The sequence below is a fragment of the Paenibacillus sp. 3LSP genome (genome assembly GCF_032465655.1).
In the GTDB taxonomy this organism is placed as follows: Bacteria; Bacillota; Bacilli; order Paenibacillales; family Paenibacillaceae; genus Fontibacillus; species Fontibacillus barengoltzii.
This window is the reverse complement of sequence record NZ_JAWDJI010000070.1, coordinates 1-18,245: the sequence shown is the minus strand read 5'-3', so window position 1 is coordinate 18,245 and position 18,245 is coordinate 1. Positions and strand designations below refer to the sequence as shown.

Genomic DNA, 18,245 nt, shown 5'->3' with positions numbered 1-18,245 from the left:
CTTAACGACAGTGAATATGCTATCGCTTCTTCTCTGAAACGGAATTATGCAAAACACTCATATTAAGATATCAGAATCTGGGAGGTATTTCGATGGAAAGAAGACATGAGGTATTGTTTGAGCAGCTGCATACATACCGCAGAGAGCTGTTGAAGGTGGTTGAAGACGTGTCGGAAGACGAGGCTGACATTGTACCGGATGGTTTCAACAACAATATCAGATGGAATCTGGGGCATGTGGTTCTGGATCAGTATTTATGGATACGCGTGCTTACGAAAGAGGATATGCCGGTCCCGATGAGCTTTAATCAATGGTTCGGTTACGGAACGAACCCATCGCATTTTACGGACGAAACCCCGTCATTGTCAGAATTGATATCACTGCTTCAGGAGCAGCCTCGCTTCATAGAGCAGCAGTACCGGGATCGGCTGGAGGAGGAGTATCCGCCAACGGATATGGGGATGCATACCCTTGAGCAGGTACTTGTGAGAACGATCTTCCATGAAGGACTTCATATGGGCGCCATTCAGGCCATCAAAAGACAGGCTGCAAACCGCTATCGGTGAGTTTCGCTCGTTTGTGAACCAAATTAGCTCAATTTCATTAAAAATAGTACACCCGACCCTCCCTTCCGTGTCAACTCATTTAAAAATGTTACCGAAGGATAGTGGTTCACTCACGTAATTTTGTTACCCAGTGGAGGCAGACGTTACGGGTTGGCAACCCAGCACCTTCACGGCATTATCAAGGATTACAGATTTTTCATTTCGCGATTTCGCTCTCATGTATTGATCAGCCAAGGTACGGATCACTTCACGTCGTGTTTTCATGCTCAATTTCAACACACATCCCTTCGGTAACATTTCGATGTGAGTGAACCGATGCCTCCTTAGTAACATTTTAACTGAGTGATCGCGCCTTCACTTCCCCTCTGCGCAAAATATGTTATAATGGGGTTTGTGCCTGGGGGCCCGCTCCCCAGTGCATAACGAAATTGAAGAAGAAATCCGTGCTTATTCCTACGGGAATACACGGGAGAGGTTCGAGAACTCCCTCTATAAAAAACTATAAATGCCCTGCCTTGATTCGGCGGGTTCTTCGCGCTCGCATGCCCGTTTGCTGTACGGCAACGGAGTCGCAGCGCCAAGGACACCCTGCCGGTCGAAATGGGCTTGTTTTTTTGTGACCAGTTCAAGAACTCTCTTTCTTCTATCACAATGGGCCGGGAACGAAGGATTCCTGCTTCACTATTAAAGAAGACGGAGGGTTTTTTTATGCTTAAAAAGGAAAAAGCGGTTGTTGTGTTCAGCGGCGGTCAAGACAGCACAACCTGTCTGTTCTGGGCGATCCAGCAATTCGGCGAGGTTGAGGCCGTGACGTTTGATTATGGCCAACGCCATAAGCTGGAGATCGAATGCGCGAAATCGATTACCGCCGAGCTTGGCATCAAGCATACCGTGTTAGACATGAGCCTGCTTGGCCAATTAACGGCCAACGCTTTGACGCGCAGCGACATTGCGATCGAGCATCAGGAGGGGGAGCTGCCAAGCACGTTTGTGGACGGCCGCAACCATCTCTTCCTCAGCTTTGCTGCCGTACTCGCCAAAGGCGTAGGTGCCAAGCATATCGTCACCGGCGTCTGCGAGACCGACTTCAGCGGTTATCCCGACTGCCGCGACGTGTTTGTGAAATCGCTGAACGTGACTTTGAATTTGGCGATGGATTACGAGTTTGTGATCCATACGCCGCTCATGTGGATCGACAAAGCAGAGACCTGGAAGCTAGCCGATGAGCTTGGAGCCTTTGATTTCGTGCGCGAACGGACGCTTACCTGCTACAACGGTATCATCGGCGATGGCTGCGGCGAATGCCCGGCCTGCAAGCTGAGAAAAGCTGGACTGGACAAATACTTGCTGGAACGCCAGGAGGCGAATTCACGATGAACCGGACACCGGGGGAATTTCGCATCGTTGAAGCGCTGCAGAAGCTGGACCAGGACATCCGCCGGGACCAGCTACGTTACCACCGCCGCCGGGTGCTGGTGAGCAAGGAATTCACTTTTGATGCCGCGCACCACCTGCATGCGTATGACGGCAAATGCAAAAACCTGCACGGCCACACGTACAAAGTGGTGTTTGGCATCAGCGGCCGGCCGGATGAGATCGGCATGACCGTTGATTTTGGCACGATCAAGGAGATTTGGAAGAACGAAATTGAAGCTTATCTGGACCATCGTTACATTAATGAAACGCTGCCGCCGATGAATACCACCGCCGAAAATATGGTGGTGTGGCTGTTCGAGAAGATGGAGGAGGCGCTGCAATCGGAAGCTTATCGCAATCCGGTGCTGGAGGCCCGGACGGAGTTCGTCCGCCTCTATGAGACGCCAACCAGCTATGCGGAAGCGAGACGGGAGTGGATGCAGGATGAGTAAGGAAGCGACCACACAAGAGCACCGCGAGCTGCCGATCCCCGTCATGGAGATCTTTGGCCCCACCGTACAAGGCGAGGGTATGGTGATCGGACAGAAGACGATGTTCGTCCGCACCGCCGGCTGCGATTATCGCTGCTCTTGGTGCGACTCCGCCTTCACCTGGGACGGCAGCGCGAAGGAGATGATCCGCCGCCTGACCCCGGCGGAAATCCTTGGCGAGCTGCGCGACATCGGCGGCGACCGTTTCTCCCACGTCACCTTGTCCGGCGGCAACCCCGCCCTCCTGCCGCAGCTGGCCAGCTTGGTGGAGCTGCTTCACGCCGAAGGCATCACCGTCGCAGTCGAGACGCAAGGCTCGCGTTGGCAGGATTGGCTGGCCGAGGTCGACCAGGTGACCCTGTCGCCGAAGCCGCCAAGCTCGGGCATGGACACCAACTGGGACGTGCTGGACGATATCGTCGCTAGGCTGGCTGCCCGGCCTCACCCGCTCGCCGTCAGCTTGAAGGTCGTCGTGTTTGACGATGACGATCTGGCTTACGCCAAGCGGGTGCACACTCGCTACCCCAACGTGCCGATGTACGTGCAGGTAGGGAACCCGGACGTGAAGCGGATGGACATCCAGGAGCATGCGTCCGACCTGCTGCGCCGCTACGAAGCGCTCATCGACAAGGTAATGGCCACGCCGGACCTGAACAATGTCCGGGTGCTGCCGCAGCTCCACGCCCTCGTCTGGGGCAACAAACGCGGCGTGTAGCGGAAGTTCAAAAATCGGCTTTCGATCACGAGGCGAATTCGAGGGTGCAGGTTCGACGTCGAATCTTGAATTCAGCCGAGCCTTCCGTTGCTCACATAGCTCCTAGCTATGCTCCGCTACTCAGTCTCTAGCTTCATCCAACCTTCTCGGTGCTCCAAACCCGATTTTTGAACCTTCATTGAAACGGCAGTTCATCAATCGGCTTTCGATCACGAGGCGGATTCGAGGAGGCTGGTTCGGCATCGAATCTTGAATGCAGCCGAGACCTCCACCCCGCGGCTAACGGACACCAGAGACGTTATTTGAGGCTCCGAGGGAGCTTTCCAAATCTACCGGACTCAGTAGACCTTATTTTGATGTAAAACAGCACATCGGCTGCGATAAAAGCCAAATAAGGTCGCTGGAGTCCGTTACAACAGGAAATGTCCGGAAAAAAGGCAAATAAGGGCTGTACGGTCCGCTAGATTGCTTTAATGAATATATCTATAAGGAGGGCTTCATATGGCCGGAAGAAAACCCGAAGAAATGCAAAACGTAACCCTGCTGGGCAACCAGGGCGTCAAATATCCTTTTGACTACGCGCCTGAGGTATTAGAGACCTTTGACAATAAACATCCGTACCGTGATTATTTTGTAAAATTCAACTGCCCGGAGTTTACCAGCCTTTGTCCGATCACGGGACAGCCTGACTTCGCCACCATATACATCAGCTATATTCCCGATATCAAAATGGTAGAAAGCAAGTCGCTCAAGCTCTACCTGTTCAGCTTCCGCAACCATGGCGATTTCCATGAGGACTGTGTGAACATCATCATGAACGATTTGATCAAGCTCATGGATCCGAAGTACATCGAAGTTTGGGGCAAATTTACGCCGCGCGGCGGCATCTCCATCGATCCTTACTGCAACTATGGTCGTCCCGGCACCAAGTACGAAGCGATGGCGGAACATCGCCTGTTGAATCATGACATGTACCCGGAGAAAGTCGATAATCGCTAATCCTTTGTTTACGTGGTGTGCGTAACAACGGAGTTATCCCCTGAGAGAGGAGAACCTCATGAAACCAAAAGTGTTTATCTCCCGCCCGATCCCCCCGGAAGTCGAGCATTATCTGGCCGAGCATTGTGAAATCAGCAAGTGGGAAGGTGACGAACCGATCACTCGCGCCCAGCTTCTCGCCAGCTTAAGCGATGTCGAGGGATTGTTGACCGCGGACCGCAGCATCAATCAGGAGCTGTTGGATCATGCTCCCAAATTAAAAGTTGTCAGCAATATCAGCGTTGGCTACAACAACTTTGATCTCGAAGCAATGAAAGCCCGCGGCGTGCTGGGGACCAACACCTCCGCCGTTCTGAATGACACCGTCGCCGACTTGATTTTCGCCTTGATGCTGGACGTCGCCCGCCGCGTATCGGAACTGGATCGATATGTGAAAGCAGGGAAATGGAAACGCGGGGATGGTCAAAACTTGTTTGGCCTTGACGTCCACCATAAGAAGCTTGGCATCATCGGAATGGGCGAAATTGGCGAAGCCGTGGCCCACCGCGGGCAATTCGGCTTTGGAATGCAGGTGTTGTATCACAACCGCAGCCGGAAACCGGAGGCCGAAACTAGACTGGGTGCGACCTATTGCACCTTGGATGAGCTGCTGAAGGAAGCGGATTTTATCGTGCTAATCACGCCGCTCACACCGGAAACGCGCAAGCTGATTGGCGCTCGGGAATTTGCTTTGATGAAACCGACCGCCGTGTTCGTCAACGCCAGCAGAGGGGCTACCGTTGATGAGCAAGCGCTGACCGCCGCCTTGCAGAACCGCCAAATCTACGGCGCAGGATTGGATGTGTTCGAGAAGGAACCGATCGATCCGGACCATCCACTGTTGAAGCTGCCGAACGTAGTAACCTTGCCGCATATCGGCTCAGCGACGGACCAAACTCGCCGGCAAATGGCGATGCGAGCCGCAGAAAACCTGGTGGCTGCCCTCGAAGGCCGAACACCGCCAAGCTTGGTCAAAGAATTGCGACCGGATGCATAAAAAAACTCCCCGGATACCGTCAGCGCAAGCCGCGCACGGTACCCGGGGAGTTTCTTTTTATTCCTCTTCGTTGAGTAAATCAACCGGCTCGCGGTTCCCTAGTTGTCCGGCTTCAGCGTCTTTGAGCAGCCGCCGCAGCCAATTAAGCTCTGTCCGGGCATGCTCGTAACGTCCCACCATCAAGTGCAGTACGCTCCTTGGCACGATCCCCCGATGTTCTTCGTAAACCTGGTAGCTCAAATTGACCTCATGCTCCGCATTACGAATTCGGTCTTGCAGCATGGCGATCAGCTTCTCCCGATCCCCATGTCTGGCAAATGCCAAAGCAACATGCAGCGGATGATAGGCGGACACTTCCTCCTGGAACCGTTCGATCAGCAGTTTCTGAAAATACTCCCGGCCCTTGTCCGTGATCCGGTAGACCGTCTTGTCCGGACGTCCCTCGCCGTAAATCGTTTCCACTGCCTCAATATCTCCCGATTTGGCCAACTGGTCGACGGCGTAATACAGCGAGCCGATTTTGAAATTGCCGTGCTGATCGAGGAACCGATCCCGGATGCGGATGAGCATCTCATAAGGATGCTGATCCTCCTCAAGCAGCAAACCCAAAATACAAAGACGGATCGCTACACCTTTCATTCCCGATTACCCCCGCTGTTCCGACGGCTTTAACGCCTTGCGCTCGATCCGGTCCTTCGGCATGGCGAGTACGACGAGCACGGCGCCAACGGTAGGAACGAGGGCCCACATAAACGTATGGGCAATTGAAGTGGACAACGCCTCTGTAATCTTGTCCAAAATCTCAGGCGGAATCAGCGCTCTTTTCTCCGGGCTTAATGCTTCCTGAGTATCGCCGAAGTTCCCGCCGCCTTGTCCCATTCCAGCAAATGCATCGGCCATCGCCCCCGACATCAGGTTGCGCTGCACGATGCCAAAGATCGTAATCCCCAGCGTCATCCCTAACGATCGAAGGAACGAGTTGGTTGAGGTCGCCGCTCCGCGCTGCCGCATGTCAAAGTGATGCACAGATGCCATGCTGAGCACCGAGAAGGAGAAGCCAACGCCAAATCCGGTCAAGATGCTGTAAAGCGTAAGCAACAAGCGAGACGAATCATTCGTTAACGTACTAAGCGCAAAAATACCGCCAACGAAGCAAATCACCGACAAGCCCATCACCGTGCGATAGGGGATCCGGGAAGCGAGCATCCCGCCCAGCATACTGCCAACCACCGAGCCGATCATCATGGGCATCAGAATAATGCCGGAATTGGTCGCTGAGCCGCCATAGACGCCCTGCACGAAGATTGGAATATATACCGTCGCAACGATAAATACACTCCCGTAAAATAACGCCAACAAACAACTTGTCGCGTAAAGCCGGTTTTTGAACATTTCAAATGAAATGATCGGCTCTTGCGCTTTCGTTTCGTACAGCAGGAACGCGACAAACAGCACGGCAAAACCCGCAAACAATCCCAAAATCACGGCAGAATTCCATGCATATTTCTCGCCGCCCAGTTCCAAGGCAAACATCAGACACACCACGGCGCCAACCAAGGTAAACGCCCCGCCCCAGTCGATCTGCTGCTTCGCATGCGTCAGCGACTCCTTGTAGTAGAGGATAATCAACACCAAAGACACGATGCCGATCGGTACATTAATATAGAAAACCCAATGCCAACTCAGCGAGTCCGTGATAAATGCACCCAGCAACGGGCCAAAAATACTCGACGTGCCAAACACGGCACCCATTAGCCCGGTCATTTTCCCGCGTTGCTCCACCGGGAAGATATCGTAAATGATCGTAAACGCAATCGGCATCAGCGCTCCCCCGCCGATCCCCTGGATCGCCCGGAATATACTCAACTGCACGATGCTTCCGGCGAGCCCGCATAACACAGAGCCAAGCAAGAACATGGCGATGCCAAATAAGAAGAAGCGTTTCCGGCCATACATATCTGACAGCTTGCCAAAAATCGGCGTCCCTGCCATCACCGTCACCATATAGGCCGAAGTCACCCAAACGAACTGCTCCATCCCACCTAAATCAGCAACGATCGTTCCCATCGCCGTTGTTACGATCGTGTTGTCCATCGCCGACATCAGAATCCCCAGCATCAATCCGAACAAGATGAGCCGGGTCGATTTTTTCGTTGCGGTAGCCAAAATCTTCTCTCCTTTGTTTATATTCAAATTTGAATAGGATTATCTCTTCCTATTTTATTGAAAATATTTAAAAAGTAAACCTTTTGCCTAAAAAAGTCATCCGTCTCACCCCTGCCCGCCCGGCGCAACGACTCTAACTATCGTTCCTCCCTGCTTTGGCCTATAATGGAACAAGAGACTGAACGAAAGGAAGTTTTTTGCCAAATGAATAATAAATGGACTGCATTAGAACGCAAAATGCGTGATTCCGGCGTCAATACGCTGCTAATTACGGATCCGAAGCATGTGTATTACCTGACCGGCTTTCTCAGCAATCCGCATGAACGCTTCCTCGGCGCCGTCCTTCAGGCGGGAAGCGAGCCTTTTTTGGTTGTCCCTGCACTGGATGAAGAGGCTGCCCGTAAAGCGGCGAACGTAACGGAGATCCTTACCCATGGCGACACAGATGATCCTTACGCGATCTTGAAGCAACGACTTGGGGGCTCGCTAGGGACGCTGGGCTTTGAGAAGGAGCAAGTCTCGGTGGCAAATTTTGAGCGGATGCAGGAGAAGCTCTCCTTCTCCGGATCAGTTGACATTGGACCTTGGCTTCGGGACATGCGGGTGCGGAAAAGCCCGGAAGAGGTTGGAAAAATCAAACATGCCGTAGATCTGATCGAACAGGTGCTCAGCGAATCGCTGAAAAAAGTAAAGGAAGGCGTAACCGAAAATGAGCTGGTTGCAGAAGTCGAGTACCAAATCCGCAAGCTTGGTGCAGACGGACCTTCCTTCGATTCCATGGTGCTGTCCGGCGAGAAAACCGCCCTGCCGCATGGCGTCCCCGGTGATCGGCAAATCCGGCGCGGCGACCTGCTGATGTTTGACATCGGCGTTTATGCGGATGGCTACGCCTCCGACATTACGCGTACCTTTGCGGTGGGCGAGCTATCTGAGGAACTGGTCCGGATTTATGAAACGGTGCTGGCAGCTAACGAAGCTGCGATTGCCGCCATTCGGCCAGGTGTCACCTTCGCCTCCATTGACCGCGCCGCCCGCGAAGTGATTGAAGCTGCCGGCTATGGACCTTATTTTATCCATCGCCTTGGCCATGGGCTGGGGATCGATGTACACGAGTTCCCATCGGTTCATGGGGAGAACGATTTTCTTCTCGCAGAAGGCCACGTCTTTACGGTTGAACCTGGCATTTATGTGCCTGGCGTCGGAGGAGTTCGTATCGAAGACGACGTTCTAGTCACCGCAACCGGCGTTGAAGTTCTCACTTCTTATCCAAAACAATTAACCAATATCTAACATGATATGTTACTTTTTTGCTCAAAGAGCTCTGGTGATCTGCAAAAAAAGGGTCGCAGGGCTCTCTTTTTATCCATTTTCCGATAGATTTAGACGTTTTTTTTGAAACTTTTTACGAAAACCAAAAAAAGTAGTATTTTTTCGTTTTCAAAGGACCTTTTTTCCTATAAAATGATACTTATGAACCGCTGGTTAAAAAGAATAGAGACAGCCAAGCGTATACATCACATTTTTAAAGGGGAAACGGAGAGGATTCTCGTGTTCAATGTCATTAATCGCTCCATCAGCCGCAGATTGATGAGTACCTATGCGGCGATTATCGTCGTATCTTCACTTTTATTTAGTGTCAGCTTTTATAACATCTCTATGGGGATCATCGAGCAGAATGTGCTGCCACAGTTCGATAAAGTGCTGCTTACTAGTACTCAAGACATCTTCAAACGGTTAGATACGACCCAATCCCTGCAATTGCTCAGCGGCAAAGATAACTCCCGTTTTTCGGTGGAATCGTATTTGACGAAGAGCGCTGAAGAATACAACTTAAGTAATGCTTACTTACTACATATTCAAGAAGACGGCGCTACCGTTCTGGCAACAAATGAGAACTCGGAGATGGCTCCCGGTGACAAGCTGGAGATCCAACCGGCCATGACTGCTGCAGCTGGTGGCGGGGTACAAATCAGTGAATTGTATACAGACAAATTCGGCTCGCACAAAACGGCTTTTATCGCGATTCCCGGCAGTAAAGCCATGCTCGCCGTAGGCCTTGACGCTACCTTCATCGATAAGAAGAAAGACCAAATTTTGTTCATCTGTATCGGCATCACCTTACTTGTCATTGTGGTGGGCATGGCCGCAGCGTATTTTGCAAGTACGCGAATCACGAAGCCAATTCGCAAGCTGGTGAAGGTCACGGAGCAAATGGCTGGCGGAGACTTCCGTCATACCATCGAAGTGAAAGGACATGACGAAATTGCCCAACTCGCCGGAAGCTTCCAAACGATGACGCTTCAGCTCAAAAACATGTTCGCTGCAGTGATGCAAACGTCCCAAGTGGTCGTAGACGGATCTGAGAACTTATCCCGATCGGTGACAACGTTTGAAGATTTGATTGCCCGTTCCAATGCAGCTACGAAGGAAATCGAAGCGGGCAGCATGACGATTGCTTCCGCAGCAGCCGAAAACGCCCGGGCCATGGAAGAAATTTCCCAAGGTGTACAGCATATTGCGTCTTCGTCTGCCGAAGTCACGGAACGGATTGGACAAGCTGCAGAGGAGGCTGACGCCGGAAATCATTTGGCGCAAACAGCGGTTACGCAAATGCAGCATGTCGAAGATGCGGCTAATCGCACGTTGGAGCATATCCGCACGCTGAATGATCGTTCCGAGTCCATTTCGAACGTGGTAGGTACCATTACAGAAATTACGAAGCAAATTAATATTTTGGCGCTGAACGCGGCGATTGAAGCTGCACGTGCCGGCGAACACGGCAAAGGCTTTGCTGTCGTGGCCGAGGAAGTTCGTAAGCTGGCTGAACAGTCCCGCCGAGCGATGGAGGAAATCGGCGAGAACCTGCTCAGTATCCGAGAAGAATCGGAAAATTCGGTCAACGCCATGCAGCGGGCCAGCGAGGAAATCGTCTCCGGAACCGAACGGGTGAAGCAAGCGGGTCAAGCGTTTGAACAATTAACGAAGCTGATTCAGAACGTGAACTTGACGATTCAATCGGTTTCAGCCTCCACCCAAGAGGTATCTGCCGGTACCGAGGAAGTCACCGCATCGGTAGAGGAATCGGCCAATATTACCGCCAAATCGCTGGAGAACATGGAGCAAATCAGCAGCTACTCGCAGCAACAGCTGGACGAAATGGAAGCGCACGCGCGTACAGTTCGCTCACTGTATGAGCAGGCGTTGTCGTTGCAGGAATCGATTGCAAAATTCCGGATCTGACTCTAAAAATAAAACGTACCCTTCACGTTCCCCTGATCGGGGAAACGGAAAGGGTACGTTTTGTTTTATCCCTTAAATCGTCACTGGGCTTGCAGAAGCCGCATCTTCTGTTGTCTGATCCGATTGCGTATCCGCCTTCGAATCCAGCTTCTTTTCCGGCTTCTTCCAGTACGCTTCACTGCCTGGCAAATCGTCAAACCAGGTCGCATCATCCGGGCAAGGCAAAATCATAAACTTGCCGTATTCACCGTCCCGGGACTGATGATACTTGAGATAGGCCTGCCCGTTTTCGATAGCCAGGATTTCGATTTTTCCTGAAGAATGACTCATCGATAATCGCACGCGCTTTCCAAGCCCTGAAGTACGGGCTTTCGCTTCCTCTACTAGCTCATACGCTCGTTTCAATGGGATGACAAAGTCAGCATTTCCGGCTACGGGACGATTAATAAAGAAATAGTACGGAGTGACGCCAGCCCAAGATAAGCGATCTAGCAATTCACCAAGCACGGCCGCATCATCATTGATGCCTTTGAGAATCGGCGTTTGATTGACCACGATAGCCCCGGCGTCGTGCAGCGCCTGGAACCCTCTTTTGGCCTCAGGGGTAATTTCGCGCGGATGATTGATATGCGCCATAACATAAATCCGTTGATCAACGGTGGAGAACTCCCGAATCAGATCCAGCAACTCCGGATCTTCATAAATACGCATAGGATTAAACACAGGAATTTTGGAACCGAGGCGGATGATTTTTACATGCTCAATAGCTCTTAGCCGCTCGAGAATCGAACGCAGCTTTCTGGTCGCTAAGATCAAGCTGTCACCGCCGGTTAACAGGACGTTATTAATCTCCGGATGCTGTGCGATGTACTCAATGCCAGGTGTGACATCCGCCATCGCTTCCTTCACATCGTTGCGGAATAACCGTTTACGGAAGCAGTATCGGCAATAGGAGCCGCAAACCTCGGACACAATCAGCAGCGCGGTCGTTCGATATTTGTGCTGGCAGCCAGGCACCACGTAGTTCGCCGCTTCGTCAGAAGCGTCCCAGCGCCCATATTCCTTCAGTTCTCCCGTATTGGGGATCACCAACTTGCGGATCGGGTCCTCCGGATCATTCCAGTCGATCAAACTCAAATAGTAGTCGTTCACCCGAAAAACAAATTTGTCGGTAATCGGTTTCAAGTCCTGCCGCTCCTGCTCGGACAACTGGCTCACCTTGGCAATATCGGTGATGTACTTCGGACTAGCCATAAATCCTCTCCTCCTTTATTAGTACGATGCGTAAAGAAGAAGCTCGAAACTTGCAGTGAATGCGAGTACTCCGCCGAATGCTCGGGTCAAAGGTCTTGCAGAACGCAAAAAGACCCCGCTTCAAAGAACAGGGTCATTAAATGATGACTGAAATAATATTAAAAATGACCCATCCACTGCAAACGAGGTTAGCTGACGGGCTCGGGAAGATGGTTCCCTACGTTAAACTTGCAACGATTCGCCCCAAAAGATTGGTTCCCCCGCTTTTCGACTTTACCCATCGAAAATTAAGCGTACTTTTATCCTACCTTATCCTTACCCAATTTGTCAAAGCTTACCTTGGATCCCAATAATGTCGTAAATGAGATCCATGCGCAAATGCCTGCGAACCTGCTCCGCTAACCGATCGAAGGCTTCCTCCTTCCGTGAGGAAGAAACAAAGGTGACGTTCAAAGGTTCCAGCCCTTTGGTCATCCGCAGTCCATCCAGCCATGCACGTCGCCAAGCATCATTATGGAACACCCCATGCAGATACGTTCCAAACACCCTGCCATCAGCGCGGGCTGCACCTTCCGGATGCGTCTGCGCTTCAAGCTGATCCGCCCTCTCATCGACTCGAAGCAGAAATAAAGGTCGAGTGTCCCGCAACTGCTGGGTTGATCCGGCATGAATCTCATAGCCTGAGATCGGCAGCTCCTGGTTCTGAGGATGCAAGGCGATCGGATGGTCCTCGCACGTATATCCGTGCACGCGCACCGTTTTTTTACCTGGGAGAAAGGTTGTAGCCAAGGGGAGCAGGCCCAGACCCAATGCCGACCTCGGTTCATTGGACTCTACGCCTTCAGGGTCATGCAGTTGTTCGCCCAGCATTTGATATCCGCCGCAAATTCCGACCAGCTGGGTGTGCGTCCCCTCATCGATCAGGTTGCAAACTGCCCCTGCCAGCCCTTGCCCGCGCAAAAATTCCAGATCGCTGATCGTATCCTTGGTCCCCGGCAAAATCACCACATCGGGATGTCCAAGTTCTGACAGCTTGCTTACATAACGTAACGATACGTCCGGTTCGGCTGCCAACGGGTCAAAATCCGTGAAGTTAGAAATATGCGGATAACGGATAACGGCGATATCCAGCTCCTGCGTTGCGGATGGCGCTGAACGAGCTGGATAGGTATCCAGGACAACGGAATCCTCCGCTTCGATCTCCAGATTATTTAGGTAGGGGAGAACTCCAAGTACGGGGATTCCGGTCCGCTGCTCCAGCCAATCCAGGCCAGGCTGCAGCAGAGACAGATCGCCGCGAAACTTATTGATAATGAACCCTTTTACGCGAGCGCGTTCGTGCGGTTCAAGCAGCTCCAGGGTACCAACAAGAAAGGCAAACACCCCGCCACGGTCGATATCCCCCACCAAAATCACGGGAGCATCCGCCCATTCGGCCAAGTTCATGTTAACGATATCCCGTTGCTTCAGGTTGATCTCCGCTGGGCTTCCAGCCCCCTCGATCACCACAATGCCATGCCTATCGCGGAGCCGACCGAGCGCTTCCATGACCAGCGGCTTGGCATGGGGCAGAAACTCCTCACGATAATCAGATGCGCTAAGGTGACGGTAAGGACGCCCATGCACAACAATCTGCGAGTGCATGTTCCCAGTTGGCTTGATCAGTACCGGGTTCATTTCGGTGGTGGCAGTGATGCCGCAAGCCTCTGCCTGAATGCCTTGGGCCCGTCCAATCTCTTGACCGTCCGCCGTAACATACGAGTTCAAGGCCATATTTTGTGACTTGAACGGAGCCGGTCGAAGCCCATCCTGCGCAAAAATACGACACAGCGCCGTCACGATCACACTCTTCCCCACGTCAGACGCTGTCCCTTGAACCATGAGTACAGCCCCTGATGCTGTTGGTTCGCTTTTTACCCAATCCTGATCCCAAAGCTTCTTATGCTTTTCGCCCATCGCGCGTTCCCTCCTTCCCAATCCGTACGTGTAGTATCATGTCTCGTCAGGCCCTTTTGCACCTTTATCCCTTTTGTTCAGGGGAGTGGTAATTCCGCACGCTTTTGCACCATTATCCCTTTCGTTCAGCCGGTGGTGATTTCGCACGCTTTTGCACCATTATCCCTTTCGTTCAGTCGATGGTGTTTTCGCACGCTTTTTCACCATTTTCCCTTTCACTCAGCCGGTGGTGCTTGCCCAACATGTTTCTCCGCTTCCAGCTGTCCGTCTTTATCTCTTAGGTACCTTATTTCGCCTTCCCAACTCTAACCTTCTTGATTCTGATTCAAGGGGATAATGGTGCAAAAGCGCCCAAAGCCAAAGGTCTCCCTTCCGCCTAAAGCGCCTCTGACCTTGAAATATCAATTTGAAAAGATCAGCACCGCAAGCAACAACAGTACCGCTTCCAGCCCTTCGCCCAGTGCCCCATAGGTATCGCCGGTCAAACCGCCGAGCTTGGCATTGATTCGACGAGCAGCCCAAGTTCCCGCCGCCCAGGCAACAATAGGAGACAAGCCGATAAACAGCAATGATCGTAGCATAGCCGATTCATCCATCCCCCCCAACGACACGAGCAAAGTGAGCAACAGCACGACAACGGATAGTGTCACCGCCATGATGGTGCTCCCCCAGACATCCCGTTCGCTGAAGCCGTTGAATTGGGCAGCCAGTCCTTCGCCTTGCCGGGCCTTCGGCCAGCGGTGCATCGCCCGGGTCATAAACCATCGGCTCCACAGCGGTGCCAACCATATCGCCAGCCCTGACGCCAGCATTCCACATCCTTGGAAGAGCGAGGTCAGTAGCGAGGCTTTCAGCATCAGCAATAGGACACAGGCCAACACGCCCATGGCGCCTACCCGGCTGTCCTTCATGATGTCAAGCATTTGGTCTCGTGACCGATAGCTCAGCAGTCCATCGGCCGTGTCCATCCAGCCGTCCAGATGTAATCCTCCCGTCAATCCAACCCAGATCAAAAGGCAAAGGATCGCAGCCGGGAACGAAGGAAGCAGCCAGTCGGCAATCAAACCGCCTGTCCAGACAAACACGCCAATCGCCGCTCCGACAAGCGGATAATAGGTGATGCTGCGCCGCAGCAAATCTGATGTAAAATCCAGCTCAGCCCGTACCGGAAAACGGGATAGAAACTGGAAAGCCGCCAGTATCGGCTGCCAAGCTCCATGCTTGTCCGCCCTGGAGCGTGCTTTGTGTTTGGGTCCCTTCGTCATAACCGATACTCCCTGCTTTTTAACTCAATGGGAATGCCAGCAGTAACCAGAAACACCTGATCCGCGATTGACGCTATTTTTCGGTTCAACTGCCCGGCCCAATCCCGATATTGTCGGCCAAGCGGATACTCCGGCACGATTCCGCTGCCAACCTCGTTTGTAACCATCACCAAAGTGCCGACAAAAGCCTCGACCGCAGCGATCAACCGCTCAATTTCCCGCGTCATAACGGCGTCCACAGCATCGGCCCCTTCTCCTGCCCCAAGCAGCACGTTCGACAACCACAACGTCAGGCAGTCGACCAACACCACGGGACCGGCGACTTCGGCAGCCGTGCTCTCCTTCGCAACCGGCCGTTCACCCAACTTATGCAGCAGCTCTGCAAGTTCGAGCGGCGCTTCATGCGTCGTCCAGGTGAACCCGCTTTGCTCCCGCTGGAGCTGATGCAGACGGATGCGTTCTTTCATCTCGTCGTCAAAAGCTTGCGCCGTTGCGACGTAATCCGCGGATGTTGCCTGTTTCATGACCCAACGTTCAGCAAACGTGCTTTTGCCGCTGCGGGCTCCGCCGGTCACCAGGATCTTCATCACTTGATCCCCTCGCCATTTTCTTCACCGGACGCGACACCCGCGCTTTCGAACGTCGCCATTTCGGCAACGATCCGGCATGCTGCATCAACGAGGTGAAGCGCCAGTACGCCGCCTGTGCCTTCCCCAAGCCGCATGTCCAACTCCAGCATTGGGTTCAGGCCTAGCGCCTGCAGAAGCGCACGATGTCCCTGCTCGTGGGAGACGTGGGATGCGATGAGATAGTCGGCGGCTTTCGGCTCAAGGCGCACCGCTAGCAGCGCGGACACAGTAGAAATAAAGCCGTCGATCACGACGGGACAGCGATGAGCCGCAGCTCCCAGAATAACGCCGGTCATTCCGGCAATCTCCAGGCCGCCGACCTTAGCCAGCACGTCCAGCGGATCGTTGGCATCTGGACGGTTTACCTCCAGTGCCCGCTCCACGACGGAAATTTTGTGCCGAAGCCGTTCATCGTTGACCCCGGTTCCACGACCAACGCTCTGCTGCGGTGCGATCCCCGTCAGGCTGCTCATAATTGCGGCGCTAGCTGTAGTATTACCGATGCCCATCTCCCCTGTGACAAACAGTCGAATGCCTTGAGACACTGCATCAGCGACCACCTCAGCCCCAACGCGAATGGCAGCTTCAGCTTCCTCCCGGCTCATCGCCGGTCCCTTAGCCATATTTCCTGTCCCGTAACGCAGCTTACGTTGCAGCAACCCAGGGTGCGACATTTCTGCATTTACCCCGATATCGACGCAAACGACATCGGCTGAAGCTTGACGTGCCAGCACATTTACGGCAGCGCCTCCGGCCAAAAAGTTATGTACCATCTGGGGTGTCACTTCCGCCGGAAACGCGCTGACCCCTTCCTCACAGACCCCGTGATCCGCTGCCATTACGATCACCGACCGTTTGTCAAACACAGGACGGACGTTCCCCGTGATCCCTGCCAGCTTCACTGCCAATCCTTCCAATTTCCCAAGACTTCCCGGCGGTTTCGTCAGCTGGTCCAAATGAACCTGGGCTGCTTTCATCGCAGCCTCATCCAGCGAAGTAATCGCTTGTGTAAGTTGTTCAACTGAGTTGTATGCCATAACCATAATCCCCTTACCTTTTTTAATGAATTGCCAATTCTCTACACTTCATTTGAACGTACCCGGCGCAGCAATAGCTGCGGAACGTCCGAATCCGGATGAACCACTTGGTGGGCCTGAACTCCAAATACGGTTTCAACCAGCTCCGGTGACAAAATGCCGTCCGGCGCGCCTTGTGCCACAATTTGTCCGCCGCTCATCACTAAGAGATGGCTGCAAAACAAGGCAGCCAAATTTAAATCATGCATTACTGAAACGATGGTAAGACCGGCATCGCGCTGCCATTCGGCCACCAGCTCCATAAATTGCATCTGGTAACGTAAATCCAAATAGGTTGTTGGTTCATCGAGCAGCACCAGCTCGGGCTGCTGAGCCATCACCTTCCCAAGTGCTACCCGCTGGCGTTGCCCCCCGCTAAGCGCACTCAGCGGACGATGCTCCAGCTCCTTCAGGTCGAGACGTTCCATAATTCCATCAATGAGGCGTTCGCCTGCCTTCGCCCCGCCGATCTCCTTGCCGCGCCAATCCTGATGGGCGAACCGCCCCATTTCCACCACTTCACGCACCGTAAAAGCCACAGCCGGAAGCCCGTCCTGCTGAAGGACGGCGACCTTGCGCGACAGCTCCTTGCGCGAATACGACGAAAGCGGTCGTCCGCTCAACGCAATCTCGCCGGCATCCGGCTTCTCCACGCCGGAGATCAAGTTGAGCAAGGTTGTTTTGCCGCTGCCGTTGGGTCCAATCAAGCCCCAAAACTCACCGGAGCCAACCTGCCAGTCCACACCGTGAAGCACCTCCAGCCGGCCAAACGCCTTGGCAACCCCAGACACCTTGATCAACGCAGCTCCTCCTCCCTCTGTTTCTTCTTCCGATACAACAGATACCCAAAGAAAGGCGCCCCCACAAAGGCGGTGACGATGCCCAGCGGGACCTCCGTTGGAGCCAGCAGCGAGCGAGCCGCCAAGTCGCTCCACATCATAAATATCCCGCCGCCCAGCGCCGACAAAGGAATGATCAGCCGATAATCCGGGCCGGTGATCAGACGGATCATATGCGGAACGACCAGGCCTACGAATCCGATTACCCCTGACACGGATACCGCAGCCGCCGTCATCAGTGTAGCAACGAGCAACACAGCTAGTTTGGTTCGTTCTACGGCCATCCCGGAATGGGAGGCTTGACGTTCACCTAAAGTCAGCAGGTTCAAATGTTTAGCCCGGCTCCAAAGGAATAAGGCTCCCAGCAGCAAATACGGCAAAAGGATGGCCGTATACGACCATCCGCGCAAGCTTAAACTGCCCATCGTCCAATAGTAAATTTCATTAATGGTTTTCTTCGACATTGCCGTTAAAAAGGAGACAACAGCCCCTAGGAACGATTGCATCACGACGCCGGACAAAACCAGACTTTCAATCGGCAGCCGTCCGTTCTCTCTAGCCAGCCAAATCACGATCCATAACGTAACCGCCCCCGCC

At 53.1% G+C, this 18,245-nt stretch carries 17 protein-coding genes and 2 riboswitches; of the genes, 8 read left to right on the top strand and 9 right to left on the bottom strand.

Annotated elements, in window-relative coordinates; genetic code table 11:
• Window positions 1–92: 92 nt before the first annotated feature.
• From RW092_RS05315 to RW092_RS05290, 6 genes are all read left to right on the top strand, one after another.
• On the top strand, window positions 93–566 hold the full coding sequence (locus tag RW092_RS05315; protein WP_009226073.1) for a DinB family protein: 474 nt from the start codon (window positions 93–95) through the stop codon (window positions 564–566).
• 465 nt (window positions 567–1,031) lie between these two features.
• A riboswitch (PreQ1 riboswitch) is annotated at window positions 1,032–1,075 on the top strand.
• 199 nt (window positions 1,076–1,274) lie between these two features.
• On the top strand, window positions 1,275–1,943 hold the full coding sequence (queC, locus tag RW092_RS05310; RefSeq protein WP_009226072.1) for a 7-cyano-7-deazaguanine synthase QueC: 669 nt from the start codon (window positions 1,275–1,277) through the stop codon (window positions 1,941–1,943).
• Window positions 1,940–2,434, top strand: a complete 495-nt coding sequence (gene queD, locus RW092_RS05305) for a 6-carboxytetrahydropterin synthase QueD (RefSeq protein WP_009226071.1) — start codon at window positions 1,940–1,942, stop codon at window positions 2,432–2,434. The genes queC and queD overlap by 4 nt, the downstream gene beginning before the upstream one ends.
• A complete protein-coding gene (queE, locus tag RW092_RS05300; protein ID WP_009226070.1) occupies window positions 2,427–3,188 on the top strand; it encodes a 7-carboxy-7-deazaguanine synthase QueE in 762 nt (253 codons plus the stop codon). Before queD ends, queE begins: the two co-directional genes overlap by 8 nt.
• A gap of 501 nt (window positions 3,189–3,689) precedes the next feature.
• Entirely contained in the window at window positions 3,690–4,187 is a 498-nt protein-coding gene (gene queF / locus RW092_RS05295) for a preQ(1) synthase (RefSeq protein ID WP_316009711.1), read from the top strand.
• Between the two features lie 58 nt (window positions 4,188–4,245).
• The gene (locus tag RW092_RS05290) at window positions 4,246–5,223 is read left to right on the top strand and encodes a 2-hydroxyacid dehydrogenase (protein ID WP_316009710.1); all 978 of its coding nucleotides are present in this window, start codon (window positions 4,246–4,248) and stop codon (window positions 5,221–5,223) included.
• A gap of 57 nt (window positions 5,224–5,280) precedes the next feature.
• Here the strand turns inward: RW092_RS05290 and RW092_RS05285 are convergent, their stop codons facing one another.
• Both RW092_RS05285 and RW092_RS05280 read right to left on the bottom strand, forming a co-directional pair.
• Window positions 5,281–5,862 carry a PadR family transcriptional regulator gene (locus RW092_RS05285; protein WP_016313041.1) on the bottom strand — a complete coding sequence of 194 codons (582 nt, stop codon included), beginning with the start codon at window positions 5,860–5,862 and terminating at the stop codon, window positions 5,281–5,283.
• Window positions 5,863–5,868: 6 nt separating this feature from the next.
• Entirely contained in the window at window positions 5,869–7,392 is a 1,524-nt protein-coding gene (locus RW092_RS05280; RefSeq protein ID WP_279626227.1) for an MDR family MFS transporter, read from the bottom strand.
• 201 nt (window positions 7,393–7,593) lie between these two features.
• Here RW092_RS05280 and RW092_RS05275 point away from each other — a divergent pair, with 201 nt between their 5' ends.
• Together RW092_RS05275 and RW092_RS05270 are read left to right on the top strand one after the other, a co-directional pair.
• The gene (locus RW092_RS05275) at window positions 7,594–8,679 is read left to right on the top strand and encodes a M24 family metallopeptidase (protein ID WP_316009709.1); all 1,086 of its coding nucleotides are present in this window, start codon (window positions 7,594–7,596) and stop codon (window positions 8,677–8,679) included.
• Between the two features lie 258 nt (window positions 8,680–8,937).
• Window positions 8,938–10,629, top strand: coding sequence for a methyl-accepting chemotaxis protein (locus RW092_RS05270; protein ID WP_316009708.1), 1,692 nt, complete (start codon window positions 8,938–8,940; stop codon window positions 10,627–10,629).
• A 72-nt stretch (window positions 10,630–10,701) separates the two neighbouring features.
• Here the strand turns inward: RW092_RS05270 and RW092_RS05265 are convergent, their stop codons facing one another.
• The 7 genes from RW092_RS05265 to RW092_RS05235 all read right to left on the bottom strand — a co-directional run.
• Window positions 10,702–11,883 carry a KamA family radical SAM protein gene (locus RW092_RS05265; protein ID WP_028538544.1) on the bottom strand — a complete coding sequence of 394 codons (1,182 nt, stop codon included), beginning with the start codon at window positions 11,881–11,883 and terminating at the stop codon, window positions 10,702–10,704.
• A 162-nt stretch (window positions 11,884–12,045) separates the two neighbouring features.
• A riboswitch (cyclic di-AMP (ydaO/yuaA leader) is annotated at window positions 12,046–12,187 on the bottom strand.
• Window positions 12,188–12,210: 23 nt separating this feature from the next.
• On the bottom strand, window positions 12,211–13,839 hold the full coding sequence (locus RW092_RS05260; RefSeq protein ID WP_410055511.1) for a cobyric acid synthase: 1,629 nt from the start codon (window positions 13,837–13,839) through the stop codon (window positions 12,211–12,213).
• A 401-nt stretch (window positions 13,840–14,240) separates the two neighbouring features.
• Window positions 14,241–15,104 carry an adenosylcobinamide-GDP ribazoletransferase gene (gene cobS, locus RW092_RS05255; protein WP_316009707.1) on the bottom strand — a complete coding sequence of 288 codons (864 nt, stop codon included), beginning with the start codon at window positions 15,102–15,104 and terminating at the stop codon, window positions 14,241–14,243.
• A complete protein-coding gene (cobU, locus tag RW092_RS05250) occupies window positions 15,101–15,691 on the bottom strand; it encodes a bifunctional adenosylcobinamide kinase/adenosylcobinamide-phosphate guanylyltransferase (protein WP_316009706.1) in 591 nt (196 codons plus the stop codon). The genes cobS and cobU overlap by 4 nt, the downstream gene beginning before the upstream one ends.
• Entirely contained in the window at window positions 15,691–16,770 is a 1,080-nt protein-coding gene (cobT, locus tag RW092_RS05245) for a nicotinate-nucleotide--dimethylbenzimidazole phosphoribosyltransferase (RefSeq protein WP_316009705.1), read from the bottom strand. Before cobT ends, cobU begins: the two co-directional genes overlap by 1 nt.
• 41 nt (window positions 16,771–16,811) lie before the next feature.
• Window positions 16,812–17,609 carry an ABC transporter ATP-binding protein gene (locus RW092_RS05240; protein ID WP_316009704.1) on the bottom strand — a complete coding sequence of 266 codons (798 nt, stop codon included), beginning with the start codon at window positions 17,607–17,609 and terminating at the stop codon, window positions 16,812–16,814.
• A partial coding sequence (locus tag RW092_RS05235) for a FecCD family ABC transporter permease (protein WP_316009703.1) occupies window positions 17,606–18,245 on the bottom strand: 640 nt, incomplete at its 5' end. The genes RW092_RS05240 and RW092_RS05235, both read right to left, overlap by 4 nt.